Genomic DNA, 16,529 nt, shown 5'->3' on the forward strand with positions numbered 1-16,529 from the left:
GGCCCCCCGCCCCGCGGCGTCCGGGCCCGCCCCGAGCACCCCGGCCGCCGCGGGCCCCGTGTTTGCCGGGTGAGGCGGGCCGGGGCGGGACAGGATGGAGACATGGGATTCCATGTCGATTCCGAGACCGGGCGGCTGCGCCGCGTCATACTCCACCGGCCAGATCTGGAGCTGAAACGGCTCACGCCCAGCAACAAGGACGCGCTGCTCTTCGACGACGTCCTGTGGGTGCGCCGGGCCAGACAGGAGCACGACGGGTTCGCCGACGTGCTGCGCGACCGGGGGGTGGAGGTGCACCTCTTCGGTGACCTGCTGCGCGAGTCCCTGGGCATCCCCGAGGCCCGCGCGCTCGTCCTCGACCGCGTCTTCGACGAGAAGGAGTACGGCCCGCTCGCGACGGACCATCTGCGGGCGGCCTTCGAGGACCTGCCGGACGCGGACCTCACGGAGGCGCTCGTCGGCGGGATGACCAAACGCGAGTTCCTCGCAGGCCACCCGGAGCCCACCTCCGTGCGCTTCCACGCGATGGACCTCGACGACTTCCTGCTCGGCCCGCTGCCCAACCACCTCTTCACACGGGACACCTCCGCGTGGATCTACGACGGTGTCTCGATCAACGCGATGCGCTGGCCGGCCCGGCAGCGCGAGACCGTGCACTTCGAGGCGATCTACCGGCACCACCCGCTGTTCAAGGGCGCGCAGGCGGGTCCGTTCAACATCTGGTCGCGGGGACAGAGCGACTACCCCTCGACCATCGAGGGCGGTGACGTCCTGGTGATCGGGAACGGGGCGGTGCTGATCGGGATGAGCGAGCGGACCACCCCGCAGGCCGTCGAGATGCTGGCGCGCGGGCTGTTCGCGGCGGGCTCCGCGCAGACCATCGTGGCGCTCGACATGCCGAAGCGGCGGGCGTTCATGCACCTCGACACGGTGATGACGATGGTCGACGGAGAAACCTTCACTCAGTACGCGGGCCTCGGCATGCTCCGCTCGTACACGATCGAGCCGGGCGCCGGGGAGCAGGAGCTCAAGGTCACCGACCACCCCCCGGAGCACATGCACCGGGCGATCGCGGCGGCCCTCGGCCTCGACCGGATCCGGGTGCTCACCGCCACCCAGGACGTGCACTCCGCCGAGCGCGAGCAGTGGGACGACGGCTGCAACGTGCTCGCGGTCGAGCCCGGGGTGGTCGTCGCGTACGAGCGCAACGTGACGACCAACACGCATCTGCGCAAGGAGGGCATCGAGGTGATCGAGATCCGGGGCAACGAGCTGGGCCGGGGGAGGGGAGGCCCGCGCTGCATGAGCTGTCCGGTCGAACGCGATGCCGTATAGTGATGCGCTCAATCGTATAGACTTCCAGTGATGTCCGGTCCTGCCGGGCCTCGCTGCCGTCCCCTACCCGCCCCAGGAGCAGCCACCATGGCGATAGACCTCGCAGGCCGCCACTTCCTCAAGGAGCTGGACTTCACGGCCGAGGAGTTCCTCGGGCTGGTCACGCTCGCCGCCGACCTCAAGGCCGCCAAGAAGGCGGGCACCGAGGTCCAGCGGCTGCGCGGCCGCAACATCGCGCTGATCTTCGAGAAGTCCTCGACCCGCACCCGCTGCTCCTTCGAGGTGGCCGCAGCCGACCAGGGCGCGTCGACGACGTACATCGACCCGGCCGGCTCGCACATCGGCAAGAAGGAGTCGCCGCGCGACACCGCCCGGGTGCTTGGCCGGATGTTCGACGCGATCGAGTTCCGCGGGGACGCCCAGGAGACGGTCGAGACCCTCGCCGCCCATGCCGGGGTGCCGGTCTACAACGGCCTGACCGACGACTGGCACCCCACCCAGATGCTCGCCGACGTCCTGACCGTCACCGAGCACACGGACAAGCCGCTGGGCGAGGTCGCCTTCGCCTATCTGGGTGACGCCCGCTTCAACATGGGCAACTCCTACCTGGTCACGGGCGCCCTGCTCGGCATGGACGTCCGGATCGTGGCGCCGAAGGCGTACTGGCCGGCCGAGGAGATCGTCGCGCAGGCCCGCGAGGCGGCCTCGGTGAGCGGCGCCCGGATCACCCTCACCGAGTCCGTCGAGGAGGGCGTGGCCGGCGCGGACTTCGTCGCCACCGACGTGTGGGTCTCGATGGGGGAGCCCCAGGAGATCTGGGCCGAGCGGATCAAGGCGCTCGCCCCGTACGCCGTGACCATGGACGTGCTGCGCGCCACGGGCAACCCCGGCGTCAAGTTCCTGCACTGTCTGCCCGCCTTCCACGACCTCTCCACCCAGGTCGGCCGCGAGATCTTCGAGCGGTACGGGCTCGCCGAGCTCGAAGTGAGCGACGAGGTCTTCGAATCGGGGCACTCCGTCGTCTTCGACGAGGCGGAGAACCGGCTGCACACGATCAAGGCGGTCATGGTGGCCACGCTCGGCGGCGGCCCGGCAGTCCCGGGCGCCGGGGTCACGGGCGCCGCCTAGCCGGGGTCGAGGGCACCGCCCGGCCGGGGTCGCCGGGCGCCGTACGAGGGAGGGGCGGTCGGGGCACGAGGGAGGGCCGACCGCGGGCCCCTGCCCGTACCCCTCGAATAGGAATGCGCCCGATTGGGTGAACATGCGGTGCGGTGGCTACTATGTCGCTTCTTGGTGGGGTCCGAGCTCGCACGCTCGGGCCCCGCTTTTCTTTGTGCGCGGCCCCTCCCCAGCTCCGGCCGCGGTGCGTACGACCAGGAACGAGAACCCCTCATGCGGCGCCCCCACCCCGCCTTCAGCCCCGCCGACCGCCGGCGGATCAAACCGCCGCGGCAGCTCATCGCCGAGTCCGGCGCCGACCTCGAAGGGCACGGCCTGCGCCGCACGATGGGCCTCTTCCAGCTCGTGTGCTTCGGCGTCGGCGCGATCGTCGGCACCGGCATCTTCGTCGGGCTCTCCGACAGCGTCGCCAAGGCCGGCCCGGCCGTGGTCCTCTCCTTCGTGCTGGCCGCGGTCACCTGCGTGTTCACCGCGTTCGCCTTCGCCGAGCTGGGCGGCGCGATCCCCGTGTCCGGCTCCTCGTACTCCTTCGCCTACGCCACGCTCGGCGAGCGCACCGCCTTCCTGGTCGGCTGGTGTCTGCTCCTGGAGTACGGCGTGTCGGTCTCCGCGGTCGCGGTCGGCTGGAGCCAGTACCTCAACGAGCTCCTGAACAGCCTCGTCGGATGGCAGCTGCCCGCCGCGCTCTCCGCCGGGCCCGGCGACGGCGGCGTCGTCAACCTGCCCGCGGTCGTCGTCATCCTGCTCGCGGCGGCCCTCCTCGTGCGGGGCGTCAGGGAGAGCGCGCGGGCGACCGCCGCCATGGCCGTCCTCAAGATCGGGATCCTCCTGCTGTTCCTCGCGATCGCGTTCACGGCGTTCAAGGCGGGCCACCTCTCGCCGTTCGCCACCCATGGCGCCGCCGGGGTCACCGCGGGTGCCTCGCTGGCCTTCTTCTCGTACATCGGCTTCGACGCGATCACCACCGCCGGCGAGGAAGTGAAGAACCCGCGCAGGAACATCCCGATAGCGATCATGATCTGTATCGGCCTGGTCACCCTGCTGTACTGCGCGGTCGCCCTGGCCGCGATCGGAGGGCTCGGAGCGGACGCCGTCGGCGACAGGCCCGCCGCGCTGTCGCTGATCGTCAACCAGGTCACCGGGTCGTCGTTCGGCGGCGGCGTCATCGCGTTCGGCGCGGTCGTCGCCATCGCCTCGGTGGTGCTCGCCGTGATGTACGGCCAGACCCGCATCCTGATGTCGATGTCCCGGGACGGCCTCGTCCCGCGGGTCTTCGAGCGGGTCTCGCCGAAGACCGCGACGCCGGGCGTCAACACCTGGATCGTCGCCCTCGTCTTCGCGGTGCCCGCGGCGTTCGCCTCCCTCGACGCGGTGGTGAACCTGACCACGATCGGCACGCTCGCCGTGATGGCCGTCGTGAACATCGCCGTCGTCGCGCTGCGCCGCAGCGAGCCGGAGCTGAAGCGTTCGTTCCGCGTGCCGCTCTACCCGGTCAGCCCGGCCCTGGGCGTCGGCTTCTGCCTCTATCTGATGTACGGGACCGGCTGGGCGACCTGGCTCCAGTTCGCCGTGTTCCTGCTGGCCGGCGCGGTCCTGTACGCCTGCTACGGCCGCGCGCGCTCGCGTCTGGTCAGGGGTGGCGGTCCGACAGCGTGAACCAGACCGCCTTGCCGTGCGCGGTGGGGCGGTGGCCGCAGGCGGAACTCAGGGTGCGGATGAGGAGCAGGCCCCGGCCGTGCTCCTGCCACGGGTCGGGGTGACGGCCGTCCGGCCCGCCCAGATCGCCCGGCGGCACCGGCGAACCGTCGTGCACCTCGACCTGGCAGCCGGTCTCCAGCAGCTCCACCACCAGCTCTATCGGCGCGTCGCCCGCCGTGTGCTCGACGGCGTTGGCCACCAGCTCCGCGGTGAGCAGCTCGGCCGTGTCGCTGTCGGCGCCCGCGTCGAGGTCCGCGAGCGCGGTACGGATCAGCGCGCGGGCGATCGGCACCGCGGCGGCGGTGTGGGGGAGCGCGATGCGCCACGCGGAGGGCGTGGCGTCGCGGTCGGGGCCGGAAGGCTCGGGCAAGGCGGGGGATCCGTTCGGAGGGTGGGGCGGACGCGGCGGGGGGTCTCGTCCTGCCTTCCACGGTACGAACATGCGGCGCCAGGTCATAGGGGAGCCGGGGCCCAGGACGCGGGCCGTGGGGCACCGGCGCGCGGGACCTTGGCCTCTGGGCCCCGCCGGGACCGTGCGGGAGCGGGGCCCGGGGCCTCTCCGGCGCGGCGTATCGCGTACTCGTGACGACAGTCACACAGGAGTGATACCTTCGGAAGGCAGGCAGCAGAAGCAGCGGCGGCCCCGCCGCCCCGCCGGAGGAGGCCGCAGCCCCCGATGAGCCCCTTTCCCAGCTCCGCGCCCCGCACCGAGGACTGGCGCCATCTCCGGCTCTCGATCGCCGACGGCGTCGCGACGGTCACCCTCGCCCGGCCCGAGAAGCTCAACGCACTGACCTTCGGCGCCTACGCGGACCTGCGCGACCTTCTCGCCGAACTGGCGCGGGAACGCTCCGTGCGCGCGCTCGTCCTCGCGGGCGAGGGCCGCGGCTTCTGCTCGGGCGGCGACGTCGACGACATCATCGGCGCCACCCTGTCCATGAACACCGCGGAACTCCTCGACTTCAACCGCATGACCGGCCAGGTCGTCCGCGCGATCCGCGAGTGCCCCTTCCCCGTGATCGCCGCCCTGCACGGCGTGGCCGCGGGCGCCGGCGCGGTGCTCGCCCTCGCCGCCGACTTCCGCATCGCCGACCCCACGGCACGGTTCGCCTTCCTGTTCACCAAGGTGGGCCTGTCGGGCGGCGACATGGGCGCCGCCTATCTGCTGCCCCGCGTCGTCGGCCTCGGCCACGCCACCCGGCTGCTCATGCTGGGCGAGCCGGTGCGCGCCCCGGAGGCCGAACGCATCGGCCTGCTCAGCGAGTTGACCGACGAGGGCCGCGCGGACGAACGCGCCGCCGAGCTGGCCCGCCGCCTCGCCGACGGCCCCGCCCTGGCGTACGCGCAGACCAAGGCGCTGCTCACCGCGGAACTCGACATGCCGCTCGCGGCCTCCGTCGAACTGGACGCGGCCACCCAGGCCCTCCTGATGAACGGCGAGGACTACGCCGAATTCCACGCCGCCTTCACCGAGAAGCGTCCCCCGAAATGGCAGGGCCGCTGACAATGACGCACCCACGGGCCAACACGCCCGGCACCCCGGACGGCCGCCCGGTCCCGTTGCGGATCGCCGTCATCGGGGGCGGCCCCGGCGGGCTCTACGCCGCGGCTCTGCTCAAGCGGCTCGACCCGGCTCGTGCCATCACGCTCTTCGAGCGCAACGCCCCCGACGACACCTTCGGCTTCGGCGTCGTGCTCTCGGACGAGACCCTCGGCGGGATCGAGCACGCCGACCCGGCCGTCTACCGGGCGCTGCGCGCCGAGTTCGTGCGGTGGGACGACATCGACATCGTGCACCGGGGCCGCACGCTCACCTCCGGCGGCCACGGCTTCGCCGCGCTCGGCCGGCGCAGGCTCCTGGAGATCCTGCACGAGCGCTGCCAGGCACTCGGCGTCGACCTGCGCTTTCGCGCCGAGGCGCCGCCCGCGGGCGAACTCGCCGCCGCCTACGACCTGGTGGTCGCCGCCGACGGGGTGCACAGCCTCACCCGCGCCGCGCACGCCGAGCACTTCGCGCCCCGCGTCACGACCCACCGCTGCCGCTACATCTGGCTCGCCGCCGACTTCGCCTTCGACGCCTTCCGCTTCGAGATCGCCGAGACCGGCCACGGCGTGATGCAGCTCCACGGCTACCCCTACTCCGCCGACTCCTCCACGGTCATCGTCGAGATGCGGGAGGAGGTGTGGACGGCCGCCGGATTCGACGCGCTCGACGAGGAGGCGTCCGCCGGCCTCTGCGCGAAAATCTTCACCGAAGCCCTCGGCGGACGTCCCCTGCGCGGCAACAACTCGTCCTGGACCGCCTTCCGCACCGTCGTCAACGACCGCTGGTCGTACGGGAATACGGTGCTGCTCGGCGACGCGGCGCACACCGCGCACTTCTCCATCGGCTCCGGCACCAAGCTCGCCGTCGAGGACGCCCTCGCGCTCGCCGCGTCCATCGAGGAACAGCCCGACCTGCCCGCGGCCCTCGCCGCGTACGAGAGCGAGCGCCGGCCCGTCGTGGAGTCGACACAGCGCGCCGCCGCCGCGAGCCTGCGCTGGTTCGAGGAGCTGGACCTCTATCTCGACCAGCCCGCCCGGCAGTTCGCCTTCAACCTCCTCACCCGCAGCCGCCGCGTCACCCACGGCAATCTGCGGCTGCGCGACAGCGGATTCACCGACACCGTCGAGCGGGAGTTCGGCTGCCCGCCGGGCACTCCGCCCATGTTCACCCCGTTCCGGCTGGGCGGTCTCGAACTGAGGAACCGCGTCGTCGTCTCCCCCATGGACATGTACTCGGCGGTGGACGGCGTCCCCGGCGACTTCCACCTCGTGCACCTGGGCGCCCGCGCCCTCGGCGGCGCCGGCCTGGTCATGACGGAGATGGTGTGCGTCAGCCCCGAGGGCCGCATCACGCCCGGCTGCGGCGGCCTCTACACCGCCGAACAGGGCGACGCCTGGCGGCGGATCGTCGACTTCGTGCACGCCCAGGCGCCCGGCACCGCCCTCGGGGTCCAGCTCGGCCACTCCGGGCGCAAGGGCTCGACCAGGCTCATGTGGGACGGCATGGACCAGCCGCTCGACACCGGCAACTGGCCCGTGGCCGCCGCCTCGCCGCTGCCCTACCGGCCCGGCGTCAACCAGGTCCCGCACGCCCTCGACCGCGCGGGGCTCACCGAGATCCGCGACCGGTTCACGGCGGCGGCCCGCCGCGCCGCCGACTGCGGCTTCGACCTCCTCGAACTGCACTGCGCCCACGGCTACTTGCTCTCCGGATTCCTCTCCCCCCTCACCAATCAACGGACCGACGGCTACGGCGGTTCCCTCGCCGGCCGGCTCCGCTACCCCCTGGAAGTCTTCGACGCGGTCCGCGCCGTCTGGCCGGGGGACCGGCCGATGACGGTACGGATCTCCGCCACCGACTGGGCCGACGGGGGCACCACCGCCGAGGACGCCGTCGAGACCGCCCGCGCCTTCGCCGCACACGGCGCCGACGCCATCGACGTCTCCACCGGTCAGGTCGTCCCCGGCGAACGCCCCGAGTTCGGCCGCTCCTACCAGGTCCCCTTCGCCGACCGCATCCGCAACGAAGCGGGCGTCCCGGTCGTCGCGGTCGGCGCCATCTCCTCCTGGGACGACGTCAACTCCCTGCTCCTGGCGGGCCGGGCCGACCTGTGCGCCCTGGCCCGCCCCCATCTGTACGACCCGCACTGGACGCTGCACGCCGCCGCCGAGCAGTCCTACACGGGACCGGGCGCGACCTGGCCCCAGCCCTACCGGGCGGGCAGCCGCCCCCCGCCCACCGGCCGCACCGACGCCCCCCGCCCCCGCCTCAGACTGAACTGACGTCCGGGCGGGGCAGCGAGCCCCGCACGAACCCCGCCCCCGCGTCCCGCAGCAGCGCGTGCAGGCGGGCGAAGACATCGGCGGAGCGGGCGCCGGGCCAGGCCCCGGGGAGGAGCCCGGCGGGCAGGCCGGGGTCGGCGTAGGGGAGGCGGCGCCAGGAGTCCAGGGCCAGGAGGTAGTCGCGGTAGGCGGCCTCCGGGCCGGGGGAGGCGGCGGGGGGCCGCGACTCCCAGGTGTGCAGCACCGGCTCGTGGCGGTCGAGGAAGTCCTCGTGCTGCTGGGCGATGGCAGGCAGGTCCCACCAGCGTGCCACCGCCTCCGCCGTCGGCGCGTAGCCGAGGTGTTCGCCCTGGAACAGGTCGACGTACGGCGTGAGTTGGAGGCGTTCCAGGGTGTGCCGCGCCTCGTCGTACAGGCGGGCCGGGGCGAGCCACACGCCGGGCGCCGCCGAGCCGAAGCCGAGCCCCGCGAGGCGCGAGCGCAGGACGTGCCGCTTGCTGCGCTGCGACTCGGGCACGGAGAACACCGCGAGCACCCAGCCCTCGTCGGCCCGCGGCGCGGGGTGGGCGTAGATGCGCCGGTCGCCGTCGTCCAGGAGCTGGCGCGCGTCGTCCGACAGGGCGTAGCCGGCCGTGCCGAGCGCCGTGGGGCGGGCCACGAGGAGCCCGCGCCGTTTGAGCCGGGACACCGAGGAGCGTACGGAGGGCGCGTCGACGCCGACCGCCGCGAGCAGCCTGATCAGTTCGGCCACCGCGACGGAGCCGGAGGTCTCGCGCCCGTAGGCGCCGTACAGCGTCACGATCAGGGATCGGGGAGTGTGCAGCTCGGCCACGCGCTCACTCTAGTTCCCGCAGCCTGAAGCGCTGGAGCTTGCCCGTGGGGGTGCGGGGCAGGGCGTCGAGGAAGACGATCTCGCGCGGGCACTTGTACGGGACCAGCTCCGACTTCACGAAGTCGCGCAGGAGGGCCACGGTCTCCTCGCCGCGCGGTACACCGGGCCTCAGGACGCAGTAGGCGACGACGACATGGCCCCGCCGTTCGTCGGGCCGGCCGACCACCGCGGCCTCCGTCACGTCGGGGTGGCGGAGCAGCGCGTCCTCGACCTCGGGGCCCGCGATGTTGAACCCCGCTGAAATGATCATGTCGTCGGCGCGGGCCACGTACCGGAACCGGCCGTCGCCGTCACGGACGTAGGTGTCGCCCGTGATGTTCCACCCGTGCCGTACGTACGCGCGCTGCCGCTCGTCGGCGAGGTAGCGGCAGCCGACCGGGCCGCGCACCGCGAGCAGGCCGGGCTCGCCGTCCTCGACGGGCTCGCCCCCCTCGTCGACGATGCGCGCCTGCCAGCCCGGCACGGGCCTTCCGGTGGTGCCGGGCCGGATGTCGTCGTCCGCCGCGGAGATGAAGATGTGCAGGAGTTCGGTGGCGCCGATGCCGTTGATGATGCGCAGTCCGGTCCGCTGCCGCCAGGCCTCCCAGGTCGCCGCCGGCAGGTTCTCGCCGGCCGACACGCAGCGCCGCAGGGCGCTCAGGTCGTGGCCGTCGAGCTCCTCCAGCATCGTGCGGTAGGCGGTCGGCGCGGTGAACAGGACGGAGACGCGGTGCTCGGCGAGTGCGGGCAACAGCTGTCTGGGGCCCGCCTGTTCGAGCAGCAGCGCCGACGCGCCGGCCCGCAGCGGGAAGACGACGAGGCCGCCGAGCCCGAAGGTGAAGCCGAGCGGGGGGCTGCCCGCGAAGACGTCGTCGGGGGCCGGTTTCAGGATGTGCCGGGCGAAGGTGTCGGCGATGGCGAGCACGTCGCGGTGGAAGTGCATGCAGCCCTTGGGGCGGCCGGTCGTGCCGGAGGTGAAGGCGATCAGGGCGACATCGTCCGCGGAGGTGTCCACGGCGGTGAACCGGCCGGACGGCGCCCGCTTGGCCAGGTCCAGGAGATCGCCGGGCCCGTCACCCCCGTACGCCGTGATGCGCAGGCCCGCCACCCCGGCCTGCTCCAGGTCGTCGAGGACGCGGGCGTCGCACAGGGCGTGGCCGATGTGCGCGATGGAGCACATGACGCCCAGTTCGTGGGCGCGCTGCTGGGCCAGAACGGTGACGGCGACCGCGCCCGCCTTCATCACCGCGAGCCAGCAGGCGGCGAGCCACGGCGTGGTCGGTCCGCGCAGCAGCACCCGGTTGCCGGGGACCACGCCGAGTTCGGCGGTCAGGACGTGGGCGATCCGGTCGACGCGGTCGCGCAGCTCCCGGTAGCTCCAGACCTCGCCCTCGCCGGTGCGGAAGACGGGACGGTCGGCGCCGAAGCGCCCGATCGTGGCGTCCAGGAGTTCCGCGCCGCAGTTGAGCCGGTCGGGATAGCTCGGCCCCGGCGGGCCGAGCACGAGCTCCGGCCACTGGTCGACGGGCGGCAGGTGGTCGCGGGAAAAGGTGTCGGCGTGCGCTGAGGTCTTCAGCTCCATATGGGATCGCCCCCTTGTCGCCTCTGGAGCGTATCGTTTGGATGACGACAGTCAACAGTTCGCGATAGAGCGGTCGAGGCCGACCGGATGAGCGGTGCGGGCCGGTGTCGGCCGGTGTCGGTCTGCCTCGTCGTCGGAGCCGAGTGGGACAGTCGAAACCCGAGTGGGAGAGGGGTGGCCATGCCCGGATTCACGCTGGAGTCCGATCAGCGGGAGTGGTGCGGGGAGCTGCGGGTGCTCGCGGAGGCGCGGCTGCGCCCCCTTGCGGACCAGGGTGAGCCAGGCCGGGTCAACCGGCCACTCGTCGCGGCGCTCGGTGAGCACGGGCTGCTCGCCCGCCTCTTCGATTCCGGCGCGCTCGACCTGTGCCTGATGCGGGAATCGCTGGCGTACGCCTGCACCGAGGCGGAGACCGCGCTCGCCCTCCAGGGCCTCGGCGCACACCCGGTCGCCGCGTACGGCACGCCGGCCCAGCGCGAGCGGTGGCTGCCCGAGGTGGCCGCGGGCCGCGCGATCGCCGCCTTCGCGCTGAGCGAGCCGGACGCGGGCTCGGACGCGGCGGCGCTCAGCCTCAACGCGGCCGAGGACAGAGGGGGTTGGCGTCTCACGGGCGAGAAGTGCTGGATCTCCAACGCCCCCGAGGCCGACTTCTACACCGTCTTCGCCCGCACGACGGCGGACGCGGGCGCCCGCGGGGTGAGCGCCTTCCTGGTCCCCGCCGACCGGCCGGGCCTGACCGGCGCGCCGCTCGACATGCTCTGCCCGCACGCCATCGGCAGCCTCACCTTCGACGGCGTGCCGGTGGGCGCCGACGACCTGCTGGGGGAGCGGGACCGGGGCTTCGCCGTCGCGATGCACACGCTCAACCTGTTCCGGCCGAGCGTCGGCGCGTTCGCCGTGGGCATGGCGCAGGCCGCACTGGACGCGACGCTCGCCCACACCGCGCGCCGCACCGCGTTCGGCGGCCCGCTCAAGGAGCTCCAGGCCGTCGCCCACCAGGTCGCCGACATGGCGACCCGCACCGAGGCGGCACGGCTCCTGGTGTACGCGGCCGCCGCCGCCCACGACCGGGGCGAGCCCGGCATCGCACGCGGCTCGGCCATGGCCAAGCTGTTCGCCACCGAGAGCGCGCAGTACGTCGTCGACACGGCGGTCCAGCTGCACGGCGCCCGCGCGCTGCAACGAGGGCACCTCCTGGAACACCTCTACCGCGAGGTCCGCGCGCCCCGCATCTACGAGGGCGCGAGCGAAGTGCAGCGCACCATCATCGCGAAGGAGCTGTACCGGTGAGCCTGGACCGAGTGAACCCCGAGGGGCTGTCCCCCGCCACGGGCTTCAGCCACGCCGTCGTCGCCACCGGGTCCCGGCTGGTGTTCCTCGCCGGGCAGACCGCGCTCGACGGCGACGGCAAGGTGGTGGGCGCGACCCTGCCCGAGCAGTTCCGCACCGCGCTCACCAACCTGCTGGCGGCGCTGGCCGCGGCGGGGGGCGCCCCGGGCGACCTCGCGCGGGTCACCGTGTACGCCACGGACGTCGCGGACTACCGGGCTCGGGCCCGTGAACTGGGCGCGATCTGGCGGGAGTTGGCGGGCCGCACCTACCCGGCGATGGCCGTGATCGGCGCGGTCCGGCTCTGGGACAGCGAGGCCCTGGTCGAGCTGGACGGCTTCGCGGTCCTGGACTAGCGAGGCTCCCGCACCGGCGGGGGGATCGGGGCCGAGACCCTTGTGGGGAGCGATGGTGGGCCAGTAAAATGTCACACACCACACTAGGGAGTTGGACCATGACGTCAGCAGCACCCCGCCGCACGCGGCCCTGGCACGGAATCCTCGTGGCGACCGCGCTTCCCCTGCGCCCCGACCTCTCCGTCGACTTCGACGCGTACGCCCGGCACGTCCGGCGGCTGATCGAGAACGGCAGCGACGGCGTCGTGCCGAACGGGTCGCTCGGCGAATACCAGACGCTCACCGACGAGGAGCGCGACCGCGTCGTGGCCACCGCCATCGAGGCGGCGGGCGACGGCGACCGCGTCATGGTCGGCGTCGCCGCGTACGGCAGCGCCGAATCCCGGCGCTGGGCCGAGCGGGCCGCCGCCGCCGGGGCGGGCTCGGTGCTGTTGCTCCCGCCCAATGCCTACCGGGCGGACGAGCGCTCCGTACGGGCCCACTACGCCGAGGTCGCCAAGGCGGGCCTGCCCGTGGTCGCCTACAACAACCCCTTCGACACCAAGGTGGACCTGACGCCCGCCCTCCTCGCCCAACTCCACGCCGACGGCAGCATCGTCGCCGTCAAGGAGTTCAGCGGCGATGTGCGCAGGGCCTACGAGATCGCCGAACTCGCCCCGGAACTGGACCTGTTGGCCGGGGCCGACGACGTCCTGCTCGAACTCGCGACGGCCGGGGCCGTGGGCTGGATCGCCGGATACCCCAACGCCCTGCCCGGTGCCTGCTCCCGGCTCTACCACGCGGCGGTCGCCGGCGACCTCGCCACCGCCCTGCCGCTCTACCGATCGCTCCACCCGCTGCTGCGCTGGGACTCCAAGACCGAGTTCATCCAGGCGATCAAGCTGTCCATGGACATCGCCGGGCACCCGGGCGGCCCCACCCGGCCGCCGAGGGAGCCGCTGACGGCGGAGCAGGACGCGGTGGTGCGCGCCGCCACCGAGAAGGTGCTCGCCGAAGGCCTCGACTAGCCTGCCAGGAGGGCGAATTCATGCGCACCCGACACGTCTACCACGCGGTCGACTCGCACACCGAGGGCATGCCGACCCGCGTCATCACCGGCGGGATCGGCGTCGTGCCGGGCGCCACCATGGCCGAGCGCCGGCGGTACTTCATGGAGCACCTCGACCACATCCGTACGCTCCTCATGTACGAGCCGCGCGGCCACGCCGCGATGAGCGGCGCGATCCTCCAGCCCCCGACCCGGCCCGACGCGGACTACGGCGTGCTCTACATCGAGGTCTCCGGCCTCCTGCCGATGTGCGGGCACGGCACCATCGGGGTGGCCACCGTCCTCGTGGAGACCGGGATGGTCCCGGTCGCCGAGCCCGTCACCACCGTCCGGCTCGACACCCCGGCCGGTCTGGTGAGCGTGGACGTGCGGGTCGAGGACGGCGCGGCGAGATCCGTCACGCTGACCAACGTCCCCGCGTTCTGCCTGGCGCTCGACCGCAAGGTGCGGGTCGCGGGGCTCGGCACGGTCACCTACGACCTCGCGTACGGCGGCAACTTCTACGCGTTCGTCGAACTCGACGCGCTGGGCCTGCCGTTCGACCGGGGTCACCAGGACGAGCTGCTCACCGCGGGGCTCGCGATCATGGACGCCATCAACGCGGCCGAGCCGCCGGTGCACCCCGAGAACCCGGAGATCGCCGGGGTGAAGCACGTCTACCTCGCGGCCCCGGGCTCGGACGCGACGCGCTCGCGGCACGCCATGGCCATTCACCCGGGCTGGTTCGACCGCTCCCCGTGCGGCACCGGCACCTCCGCGCGCATGGCCCAGCTGCACGCCCGGGGCGAGCTGCCCCTGGACCGCGACTTCGTCAACGAGTCGTTCATCGGTACGCGGTTCACCGGCCGGCTCGTCGGCGAGACCAGGGTCGGCGCGCTTCCCGCGGTGATCCCCACGGTGACCGGCCGGGCCTGGATCACCGGCACGGCCCAGTACTTCCTCGACCCGGCCGACCCGTTCCCGGCGGGCTTCCTGCTGTGACGGCGAGCAGTAAGGGGAATCTGGCCGGCGTAAGCCGAAAATCGCACGTGCGTATGGGCGGAACTTCATCGACGGAAAGAGAATTAGCAGACGGTGCATGAATGAGATTTGGCCGCAATGAGTAATTTTCGGCCTCTCTGCATCCCCAGCTCTCCGGACTGGATAATTCCGCACCCGTCACGAAAGGAACTCCCATACCGTGATCGCATGAGCGAAGATCAATCCCGTGCGACATCGCCCCTTCGGGCCCTGGTGTCTCGGCAGGTATGGGAAGGTCTTGTGAGCTATCCAGCACAGACCTTCTTGGCCGGTCGAGCGCTGCTGAGGCAGGGCTGTAAAGGTACTCACGTTCTGGCACTCGTCGATGGGTTGGTGAAGGTGGTCCGCACCGATCCCGATGGCCGGCGGCGCGTGCTCGCGTTCCGCGGCTCCGGTGAGGTTTTGGGTGAGATGGCGGTGCAGTGTGCGAGTGGGCGGCTCGCTGATGTGTGGGCGATGCGCGACTGCAAAGCGACCATCATCCCTGCGGCTGACTTCCGCCGCTTGATGCATGAGAGTCATCTCGCGCTGCCGGTCGCGGCAATGGCCACCCACCGCCTGCGTGAGCAGACCGAGATCTACGAGGGGCCTGTGCATAGACGTTTAGCCCTTACCCTCCTTCGCCTTGTCGAAGTCTCTGGCGGTCAACACTCCTTCGTTCTCACACGAGAAGACCTGGCTCAACACATTGACGTGGGACGCAAGGCGGTCAGTCAGGCACTCGATCGCCTCGGGCCGGATCAGGTGTCGGCGGGCAAGAGCCGGATCGACGTGGTCAGTGTGGAACGGCTGCGTGAGACGGTCGCTGGTCGCTCAGGCACATGAGAATGCAGTGTGATCCACGACACTCGTCGTCTGGGGCTGGGGAACGGACGATATCCACGCTCGCTGTGAAGCTCGACCTGCGCGACACCGCACGTATGAGCCTCCCGTCTGACCGCGCAAGCGTCAGACGGCCGCACAGAGGAGTGACATGCACGAGTTCACCAACGAACCGTTCGGGCGAACAGTCGCCCCCTACACCCGCAGCCGTCCACTGCCGCCCTATCGAGGCATCTTGGCCGTGGATGCCAAGGACTTCACGGGGCGACCGGCGATCGAGCACGAGGTCGTCAGCCGCACCGTGCCTGAGCTTCTCAAGAACGCACTGGGCAGAGCTGGGTTGCGAGACCTGTGGGACGACCGCGTGTTTCCCGCCACGACAGGCGACGGTTTCGTCTTCGGGTTCGACCCTTCACGGATGCCCCTGGTGATCCATCCGATGCTCCGCACGCTGCAGGACGTACTTACCGACTTCAATGTCCTGTCCCACGGAACGATGCCGATCAGGCTCCGAGTCAGCCTGCATGTAGGCCCCCTGCCAGATTCGGGAGATGAGTTCAGCGGCAACGGGACGGTGCGTAATGACACCCATCGTCTGCTCGACTCGCGCCCCGTCAAGGCTGTGCTCGCTTCCCACAAGAAGAACGTCACGCAGGTCGCGGCCATCCTGTCCGACCGCTGCTACGAGGACGCGGTTGCCAGTGGCTACACGGGCCGCCACCCCGACCATTTCGTAGAGGTGGCCGCGACGGTCGACGGCAAGGGGTTCTCCCAGCGGGCCTGGGTGTATGTACCCCAGCCGTCCGGGCCCCTGCACGAAGCGGGGAAAGGGGTCGGCCCGGCTCTGGCGGCTTTACCGGAAGCCGACCGTCTGCACCTCGATGACGAGTCGAGGGGTCACCAAACGAAAAATAGCGCTCCCAACGGCAATGTCAATACGGGCACCGTGCACGGCGGGCAGAGTGTGGCCAATCACCATGTTGCCGGTGACCGCGTGGAAGGGAATAAGGCCGACCGCGTCCGCGGTTTTCAAGGGGATCAGGTTCGCGGCAACAAGCACCAGGGGCGGCAGTGACCACCCCAAACGCCGAGAGGCAGTCACCGGAGCACCTCGACGCCGTGTCGACCCCTGCGGAAGACTTGTCCGAAGACAAGCCGCTGCGTGTCGAGACCGATCGCGAAGTCGCCGAATTGATGGGTGTTCTTGGAGGGGCGGCGAGGGCGGCGGCTTCGTTCGTTTACGCTCCGCACGGAAACGTCAACGCCGGTTCCGTGCATGGGGGGCAGCGTGTAAGGAACAGTTCCGGGACCGACAGGCAGAGGATCCGGGAACGGGTGCGTGAGGGCCCTGTCCCAGAGGCGGAGGTACAGGCCGCAGCATTCGGGTACGCGCACCCTGCGTGGTTCCAGGAGGCCGTTCAGAAATTGAACAAGGGTGGCCCTTTGTTCCTGGCCGGGCGA

Annotated in this window: 14 protein-coding genes; 11 read left to right on the forward strand and 3 right to left on the reverse strand. The window is 71.6% G+C overall.

Features of this window, described 5'->3' with window-relative positions:
- The first annotated feature begins 102 nt into the window (after window positions 1-102).
- The 3 genes from OOJ98_RS23520 (at window position 103) to OOJ98_RS23530 (ending at window position 4,170) form a co-directional block, all read left to right on the forward strand.
- Window positions 103-1,335 (forward strand): arginine deiminase, encoded by a 1,233-nt coding sequence (locus OOJ98_RS23520; protein WP_267056916.1) that lies wholly within the window; start codon window positions 103-105, stop codon window positions 1,333-1,335.
- Between the two features lie 87 nt (window positions 1,336-1,422).
- Window positions 1,423-2,463 carry an ornithine carbamoyltransferase gene (gene argF, locus OOJ98_RS23525; RefSeq protein ID WP_267056917.1) on the forward strand — a complete coding sequence of 347 codons (1,041 nt, stop codon included), beginning with the start codon at window positions 1,423-1,425 and terminating at the stop codon, window positions 2,461-2,463.
- A 264-nt stretch (window positions 2,464-2,727) separates the two neighbouring features.
- The gene (locus OOJ98_RS23530) at window positions 2,728-4,170 is read left to right on the forward strand and encodes an amino acid permease (protein ID WP_267056918.1); all 1,443 of its coding nucleotides are present in this window, start codon (window positions 2,728-2,730) and stop codon (window positions 4,168-4,170) included.
- Here OOJ98_RS23530 and OOJ98_RS23535 read toward each other — a convergent pair.
- Window positions 4,145-4,582 (reverse strand): ATP-binding protein, encoded by a 438-nt coding sequence (locus OOJ98_RS23535; RefSeq protein WP_267056919.1) that lies wholly within the window; start codon window positions 4,580-4,582, stop codon window positions 4,145-4,147. The two genes, OOJ98_RS23530 and OOJ98_RS23535, sit on opposite strands and share 26 nt — an antisense overlap.
- A gap of 306 nt (window positions 4,583-4,888) precedes the next feature.
- Here OOJ98_RS23535 and OOJ98_RS23540 point away from each other — a divergent pair, with 306 nt between their 5' ends.
- Both OOJ98_RS23540 and OOJ98_RS23545 read left to right on the forward strand, forming a co-directional pair.
- The gene (locus OOJ98_RS23540) at window positions 4,889-5,716 is read left to right on the forward strand and encodes an enoyl-CoA hydratase family protein (RefSeq protein ID WP_267056920.1); all 828 of its coding nucleotides are present in this window, start codon (window positions 4,889-4,891) and stop codon (window positions 5,714-5,716) included.
- 2 nt (window positions 5,717-5,718) lie between these two features.
- On the forward strand, window positions 5,719-8,040 hold the full coding sequence (locus OOJ98_RS23545) for a bifunctional salicylyl-CoA 5-hydroxylase/oxidoreductase (RefSeq protein WP_267056921.1): 2,322 nt from the start codon (window positions 5,719-5,721) through the stop codon (window positions 8,038-8,040).
- Here OOJ98_RS23545 and OOJ98_RS23550 read toward each other — a convergent pair.
- Entirely contained in the window at window positions 8,027-8,872 is an 846-nt protein-coding gene (locus tag OOJ98_RS23550; RefSeq protein WP_267056922.1) for a PaaX family transcriptional regulator C-terminal domain-containing protein, read from the reverse strand. The two genes, OOJ98_RS23545 and OOJ98_RS23550, sit on opposite strands and share 14 nt — an antisense overlap.
- A 4-nt stretch (window positions 8,873-8,876) precedes the next feature.
- Complete coding sequence (locus OOJ98_RS23555; protein ID WP_267056923.1) at window positions 8,877-10,493, reverse strand: AMP-binding protein; 1,617 nt, start codon at window positions 10,491-10,493, stop codon at window positions 8,877-8,879.
- Between the two features lie 180 nt (window positions 10,494-10,673).
- Between OOJ98_RS23555 and OOJ98_RS23560 the strand changes: the two genes are divergently transcribed.
- From OOJ98_RS23560 to OOJ98_RS23585, 6 genes are all read left to right on the forward strand, one after another.
- Window positions 10,674-11,783, forward strand: coding sequence for an acyl-CoA dehydrogenase family protein (locus OOJ98_RS23560; protein ID WP_267056924.1), 1,110 nt, complete (start codon window positions 10,674-10,676; stop codon window positions 11,781-11,783).
- On the forward strand, window positions 11,780-12,178 hold the full coding sequence (locus OOJ98_RS23565; protein WP_267056925.1) for a RidA family protein: 399 nt from the start codon (window positions 11,780-11,782) through the stop codon (window positions 12,176-12,178). The genes OOJ98_RS23560 and OOJ98_RS23565 overlap by 4 nt, the downstream gene beginning before the upstream one ends.
- Before the next feature lie 98 nt (window positions 12,179-12,276).
- On the forward strand, window positions 12,277-13,185 hold the full coding sequence (locus OOJ98_RS23570; RefSeq protein WP_267056926.1) for a dihydrodipicolinate synthase family protein: 909 nt from the start codon (window positions 12,277-12,279) through the stop codon (window positions 13,183-13,185).
- A gap of 20 nt (window positions 13,186-13,205) precedes the next feature.
- Window positions 13,206-14,207, forward strand: coding sequence for a proline racemase family protein (locus tag OOJ98_RS23575; protein ID WP_267056927.1), 1,002 nt, complete (start codon window positions 13,206-13,208; stop codon window positions 14,205-14,207).
- Window positions 14,208-14,414: 207 nt separating this feature from the next.
- Window positions 14,415-15,071 (forward strand): Crp/Fnr family transcriptional regulator, encoded by a 657-nt coding sequence (locus OOJ98_RS23580; protein ID WP_267056928.1) that lies wholly within the window; start codon window positions 14,415-14,417, stop codon window positions 15,069-15,071.
- A 148-nt stretch (window positions 15,072-15,219) separates the two neighbouring features.
- Entirely contained in the window at window positions 15,220-16,143 is a 924-nt protein-coding gene (locus OOJ98_RS23585) for a hypothetical protein (RefSeq protein WP_267056929.1), read from the forward strand.
- Window positions 16,144-16,529: the final 386 nt, after the last annotated feature.

Source organism: Streptomyces sp. NBC_00083 (genome assembly GCF_026343295.1).
In the GTDB taxonomy this organism is placed as follows: domain Bacteria; phylum Actinomycetota; class Actinomycetes; order Streptomycetales; family Streptomycetaceae; genus Streptomyces.

Bases quoted from the DNA above. Each gene is read 5' to 3' on its own strand.
- OOJ98_RS23570 (WP_267056926.1), top strand. From the start codon at position 12,277: ATGACGTCAGCAGCACCCCGCCGCACGCGGCCCTGGCACGGAATCCTC.
- OOJ98_RS23555 (WP_267056923.1), bottom strand. From the start codon at position 10,493: ATGGAGCTGAAGACCTCAGCGCACGCCGACACCTTTTCCCGCGACCAC.
- OOJ98_RS23545 (WP_267056921.1), top strand. From the start codon at position 5,719: ATGACGCACCCACGGGCCAACACGCCCGGCACCCCGGACGGCCGCCCG.
- OOJ98_RS23520 (WP_267056916.1), top strand. From the start codon at position 103: ATGGGATTCCATGTCGATTCCGAGACCGGGCGGCTGCGCCGCGTCATA.
- OOJ98_RS23560 (WP_267056924.1), top strand. From the start codon at position 10,674: ATGCCCGGATTCACGCTGGAGTCCGATCAGCGGGAGTGGTGCGGGGAG.
- OOJ98_RS23585 (WP_267056929.1), top strand. From the start codon at position 15,220: ATGCACGAGTTCACCAACGAACCGTTCGGGCGAACAGTCGCCCCCTAC.
- OOJ98_RS23580 (WP_267056928.1), top strand. From the start codon at position 14,415: ATGAGCGAAGATCAATCCCGTGCGACATCGCCCCTTCGGGCCCTGGTG.
- OOJ98_RS23575 (WP_267056927.1), top strand. From the start codon at position 13,206: ATGCGCACCCGACACGTCTACCACGCGGTCGACTCGCACACCGAGGGC.
- argF (WP_267056917.1), top strand. From the start codon at position 1,423: ATGGCGATAGACCTCGCAGGCCGCCACTTCCTCAAGGAGCTGGACTTC.
- OOJ98_RS23540 (WP_267056920.1), top strand. From the start codon at position 4,889: ATGAGCCCCTTTCCCAGCTCCGCGCCCCGCACCGAGGACTGGCGCCAT.
- OOJ98_RS23530 (WP_267056918.1), top strand. From the start codon at position 2,728: ATGCGGCGCCCCCACCCCGCCTTCAGCCCCGCCGACCGCCGGCGGATC.